Here is a 6,000-nt window from a genome sequence, read left to right as displayed (position 1 = left end):
GTTTATTGCCAACCCCCAGATGATTTTGGCTTACCTTTCGTAATTTTCTATTGAGGAGTTCCCTAATGACACTTAAATGGCGGCAGCTGTTCCTAGGTGAAATTATACCACTGTCTGAGCTCACAGCCCTGCACAAATGCAACCTTCCAGCGAGTTTGGTATAATTTCACCTAGGAACAGCTGCCGGCATTTTAGTGGAATTCGGAACCCCGAACGAGAAAATTACGAAAGGTAAGCCAAAATCATCGTCCGTTCCCAATCCCCCCTGGATTGAGATAATTGGGAAGAAATGTTGGAGTTATAAATTTAAAACAAATGGTTTTAAGATTGTGACAGAAAAAAGATTCATGCGTATGTCGTGATAAGAAGTAGAAAGATATTGACAGTGAAAATCGATACTGCTATACTTGCAGAGTGGGAATGAAGTTCTCCCCTGGTAGACAATACCTAAACTGCTTATAAAGCTAATGACTTCTGTTTAAATACAGAGGTTGTTAGCTTATTTTTTTGAAAGGATTAGAGAAATGTCAAGCTTAAAAAACATTTATAACACTTACAAAGATGTATTTATACTTGGATTTATAGCGGTAATCATAGGAGTTTTAGTAGGGGCAACTGATGCACTGTTTGGAAAGGTTCTGTTAGAGGTTACGGAAATACGAAATAATTATGTATTTATATTAACACCTTTACTTCCTCTGGCCGGAGTGTTAATCATATTTGCCTACTCAAAAATCGGTAAGAACAGCATAAAGGGGATGTCTCTCTTATTCTCGGTGGGTTTTGAAGAAGAAGACACAATACCTAAGAGATTAGTTCCGATGGTTATGTGCAGCACATGGATTACTCACCTGTTTGGGGGAAGTGCAGGACGAGAAGGTGTTGCTGTTCAAATTGGCGGCACAATTGCACACACATTAAGTAAAAAAATAAATATAAAAAACAGTGGAAAGATATTGCTTATAACAGGTATGGGAGCTGGTTTTGCCGGACTGTTTCAAACTCCAATGGCTGCTATTTTCTTTGCAATGGAGATATTTACTGCTGGCGCAATGGGATATATTGCATTATTTCCATGTATTATAGCTTCCTTTACAGCAAGTTATACGGCCCATCTATTGGGACTTGAAAAATTCAGTGTTAATATGGCTGACTCGTTGGACCTAAACGTTTATTCTATTGCAAAATTACTATTACTTGGTATTATTTTTGGTATTGCAGGAGGTCTTTTTGCTTATACGCTAAATCATAGTAAACAGTTTTTTAGTAAACATATTAAAAATCCGCTTTTAAGAATATTTATCCTTGGATGTGCTTTAAGTATTCTATTTTTACTGTTATACCAAGGAAGATATTCTGGCTTAGGAACTAATTTAATTACTTTTTCATTCTCAAATGGTCAAATATATAAGTATGATTGGTTACTAAAGTTTTTACTAACGATCTTAACGCTAAGTGCTGGATTTCAAGGTGGAGAAGTAACGCCTTTGTTCGCTATAGGCTCATGTTTAGGTGCAGCCCTTTCTGGTATTATAGGACTGCCTATTGAAATTACAGCCGCTCTTGGATACGCAGCCGTATTTGGCAGTGCGACCAATACTATTCTGGCGCCTGTTTTTATTGGTGCTGAAGTGTTTGGGTACAATTATCTGCCATATTTCTTCATTGTATCTGCGGTAGCTTATGTTTTTAATGGTAACAAATCAATTTATTCAGGTCAAAGGACATTAAATAATTTATTGTGATTTTGTAGTATTATTTTAATATTAAACAAAGATATTCGAAAATTTTCGAAAATTATGTTGAAATTGTAACTTGTTTAATAAAATTATAGGTGATAATATTGAAAATGTAAATTATATGAAATTACTTAAAGCGACTGGTACCTTCCTTTAACTAATTATAAAATTAAATTTTGGAGGTGTTCTTTTTGAAAAATGTTAAAAAAGTAATAAAAATGGTTTCTTCTATGATGTTATGCTGTTTATTGGTAGCTAATATCTTTAGTTCACATGCCAATGCAGCTGTAACTAGTGAAGCAGAGCCGAATGTGCAATTATACTATGCACAATTAAGCGGACCCGGCGAAGCTGCTTATGATTCATATTTAGGTTATGTTGCAGTTAAAAATCTGGGCTTTGATAAAAATGTAGTAATACATTATACAAAGGATGGACAGACCTGGAATGATTTTACTGCAGCATATGTAAAGGCAGATCCCAATGACTCCCAATACGATATATACAGCTTTAATATTCTGGCCCCTTCATCACCCATTACATTTGCAGTAAAATACCAAGTAAATGGACAAACCTATTGGGATAATAATAATGGAGCTAATTATCATATGGAATATCCTAATCTCGTTGTACTTGGAAAGAGTGTCGTAAAGACAGTAAAAATAATCAATAATCCTTCAATCATTTATGTAAAGAATTTAGCTTATCAAAAAACGGTAAAGATTCGTTATACAACAAATAATTGGAATTCCTATCAGGATGTTGATTCTAAATTTTATAAAGCCGCGAATGAAAATATTGATGAATGGAATATTCCCCAAAATATTCCTACCGGTGCAGAGGTTAAATACGAAGTTTTATACAGCGTAAATGGAATTACATATATTGATAATAATTTTGGAGATTATTATACTAACTGGTAAGCCTTGCAGTAAAGAAAAGGTGTCTAGAGTGAATTTTTGTGAAGCATAATTCACTCTAGTGCCTGCGAAATCCACGGCCCAATCCTGCGGTTCGTTGGGAAGGCATGGCGGTTAGTGTGAAAATTAAAAAGCAATTTTTACACAAGTGCCTGCGAAATCCTCGGCCTAATCTTGCAGCTCGTTGGGAAAGCATGGCTGCTAGAAAACATGAAAGTTAATTAACCTCACGCTGGAGTTCCCATATAAAGAGATAGCTGAACGTGAGAAGTACAAAGAAAAGAGACTGTTGCACAGTCTTTTTTCTTTTTTTATATAATCACACAGTTCACTACAGTTTTTAAGGGTGAAAACCGTTATGTCGGGATATCCTGATTGCCTGCGCAGAGGCCTGACCGGGTTCCCTCAGGCAATTGATCCAGTCTTCCCGGAAACGGTGCTATATTTCCAGCTCAGGGATTAAGCTACGCATGGCATGGATAGTGTTATCGATTAATTCCGTTAATTCCATACCCATCATTTCCGAACCGCGGTTAATTACGTCACGGCTGCAGCCGGCAGCAAAATTGGCGGCCTTATATTTCTTCATGACAGATTTCACTTCCAGGTCGGATACACTTTTTGAGGGCCTCATAAGTGCGACTGCTCCTATAAGTCCCGTAAGCTCGTCCACAGCATACAGAACCTTCTCCATGTAACGCTCTGGCTTAATATCCACTGTTAGCAGGTAGCCGTGGCTTGCTGTGGCATGAATAATGCTTTCCTCTATATCCAGTTCCTTCATAATTTCCTGTGACTTTTTGCAATGCTCCTCAGGGTACAGCTCAAAATCCAGATCATGAAGCATACCAACGGTCTTCCAGTAAGCAGTATTTTCAGGATCGTATTCCTTTGCGAAGTATTCCATAACTCCGGCTACAATTCTGCCGTGCTTTAGATGAAAGTCATCCTTATTATATTCTTTTAAGATTTCATAAGCTTGTTCCGGTGTAGGTATATAACTCATAAAGTTTCTCCTTTCAGGTATGTGATGATTTAAAATGCAGAGTATTTTTTTAATTATAAATTGATTGCTACAATTTATTATTGGCAGTCAATTTGTAAGCAGATGGTATGTGCCGTGAAGCTAATGTGAAAATTAATAAGAAATTTTCACACACAAGATTATGCCTGGGAAATCGTCGGTCTAATCTTGCGGCGGACTGGGAAGGCATGACTGCTAGTGTATAAATATACATACGAATATAGCACTGGTAAATATCTTTGTCAAATAGTACAGACATACTTTTTATTACTTCCGACGTTTTCTGAATGAATATGAAATCAGAGGAATAATATGAAAACAGCAGAAGTCTTAAACAGGAGTACATTCTAATGGGAGAAGCCATTATCAATACAGCAATTGCTTCCTTAAGGAAGGACCCAAACAGAAGAGGTGAATTAGCGGACGAAGACTTTTATGGAAGAAGGGTAGAGATACTAAAAGAAATGGAAAATGGCTGGAGCTATATCAGAACCCAGTACGGGTACCCTGGATATACTGAGAGCAGGAATTTGATAACGGAAGAGAGAAAAGTGGGAGATTGGGAAAGAGCTTTTAAAAAACTGGTGATAAGCCCTTTTGCAGATATTCTGGAGGCTCCGTCGGTAAGAGGGGTCAAGATTATCACCCTTTGTAAGGGAGCGTTGCTATCGGTTCTGGAAGCTGCGGATTTACAGGGATATGTCAAGATAGGCTTAAGCGATGGAGAAACAGGGTTTATAAAAGAAGGTTTTCTCAGTGAATATAAAACAGGCTATACTATGGAAAAAGAGGAAGAATTGCGGTATGATATTATACAGGCGGCATGTTCTTATATGGGCTGCCAGTACCGTTGGGGAGGAAAAAGTCCCCTGGGATTAGACTGTTCCGGGCTGACCTTTATGGCATACCAGTTAAATGGCATTACCATATACCGGGATGCCTCCATTAAGGAAGGATACCCGGTAAAAGCCATACCAAAGGACAGGAAAAAACCGGGAGATTTGCTTTTCTTTGGCGGTCATGTGGCAATTTATCTGGGAGAAGAAAAATACCTCCATTCCACAGCCAGAAACGGAAGTGACGGAGTGGTGATCAATAGCTTAAATCCAGAGGATTTTTTATACCGTGAGGATCTCGCCAGGCGGTTGGAGGAAGTTGGAAGTATCTTTTGTTAAGTTACTAGTACTGAGATGGAGAAAGAGTGAAAGAAAAGCGCTTTCGCACTCCATTATTTATAGAAATTATTAATGAATATCAAAGGGAAGATTTGATATGGAAAAGAGGATTATATGAAAATAGTGGATATGCATTGTGATACCATTTCAGAATTATTTGCAAGGATGAAAGAGGGTAGGGCAGATACCCTTGCAAAAAACGAGTTACATATTGATATTGAAAAAATGAAAAAGGGAGATTACCTTCTGCAAAACTTTGCCATGTTCGTAAATTTAAAAGAAAGGGAGGACCCGCTATCCTATTGCCTGGAGTTAATTGACCTGTATTACAGCCAGATGAAGCTAAACGAAGAAGTCATTGCCCCGGTCTTTTGCTATGAGGATATTGAAGACAACAGAAAGAAGGGAAAAATGTCCGCTCTTCTGACCATAGAAGAAGGCGGCGTAACCAGGGGAAGCCTTGCCCAGCTGAGGAATTATTACAGGCTTGGTGTAAGAATGCTTACTCTTACCTGGAATCATGAAAATGGCATCGGCTATCCCAATGTTACCCTGAAGGATGGTAAAGCAGACTGGCATACTCCAAACACCGTAAAGGGTTTAACGGATTTCGGACTGGGATTTATTCAGGAAATGGAGGACATTGGGATGATAATAGATGTATCCCATTTGTCCGACGCAGGCTTTTATCAGGTGCTCGAGCATACATCTAAGCCCTTTGTGGCAAGCCATTCCAATGCCAGAAGCATTTGCCCCCATGTAAGAAACCTGACGAACGATATGATTTGCAAGCTGTCAGAGAGGGGCGGGGTTATGGGAATGAATTTTTTCCCTGCCTTTTTGGGAGAAGATAAAGACGCCGGGACAATTTCAGCAATTGTAAGGCATATCCTCCATATACGAAATGTCGGCGGCTATGAATGTATCGGACTGGGGTCGGACTTTGACGGCATACCGGGACATGATGAGCTGAAGGACAGCTCCTGCATGCCCCTTCTGGCGGAGGCACTTAAGAAGGAAGGGCTTGCAAACAATGAAATTGAGGCGATATTTTATAAGAATGTTCTTAGAATATACAAAGAACTTTTATAAAGAGCCTGACTTATAGATAAGTATAATCACAGGTAATAGTTTGAAATGCA

5 protein-coding genes and 1 riboswitch are annotated in these 6,000 nt (G+C 38.5%); of the genes, 4 read left to right on the top strand and 1 reads right to left on the bottom strand.

Annotated elements, in window-relative coordinates; genetic code table 11:
• Positions 1 to 407 precede the first annotated feature (407 nt).
• A riboswitch (Fluoride riboswitch) is annotated at positions 408 to 484 on the top strand.
• A gap of 40 nt (positions 485 to 524) precedes the next feature.
• A complete protein-coding gene (locus BUB77_RS24080; RefSeq protein WP_073279645.1) occupies positions 525 to 1,745 on the top strand; it encodes a chloride channel protein in 1,221 nt (406 codons plus the stop codon).
• Positions 1,746 to 1,930: 185 nt separating this feature from the next.
• The gene (locus BUB77_RS24075; protein ID WP_073279642.1) at positions 1,931 to 2,662 is read left to right on the top strand and encodes a carbohydrate-binding protein; all 732 of its coding nucleotides are present in this window, start codon (positions 1,931 to 1,933) and stop codon (positions 2,660 to 2,662) included.
• Between the two features lie 436 nt (positions 2,663 to 3,098).
• Here the strand turns inward: BUB77_RS24075 and BUB77_RS24070 are convergent, their stop codons facing one another.
• A complete protein-coding gene (locus BUB77_RS24070; protein WP_073279640.1) occupies positions 3,099 to 3,665 on the bottom strand; it encodes a hydrolase in 567 nt (188 codons plus the stop codon).
• 368 nt (positions 3,666 to 4,033) lie between these two features.
• Here BUB77_RS24070 and BUB77_RS24065 point away from each other — a divergent pair, with 368 nt between their 5' ends.
• A complete protein-coding gene (locus tag BUB77_RS24065; protein ID WP_073279637.1) occupies positions 4,034 to 4,858 on the top strand; it encodes a C40 family peptidase in 825 nt (274 codons plus the stop codon).
• 114 nt (positions 4,859 to 4,972) lie between these two features.
• Positions 4,973 to 5,950, top strand: coding sequence for a dipeptidase (locus tag BUB77_RS24060; protein ID WP_073279635.1), 978 nt, complete (start codon positions 4,973 to 4,975; stop codon positions 5,948 to 5,950).
• The last annotated feature ends 50 nt before the right edge of the window (positions 5,951 to 6,000 follow it).

It is taken from the genome of Anaerocolumna jejuensis DSM 15929 (assembly GCF_900142215.1).
Lineage (GTDB): Bacteria > Bacillota > Clostridia > Lachnospirales > Lachnospiraceae > Anaerocolumna > Anaerocolumna jejuensis.
Note: the sequence above shows the minus strand (reverse complement) of the source record. Positions and strands in the feature narration are given on the sequence as shown.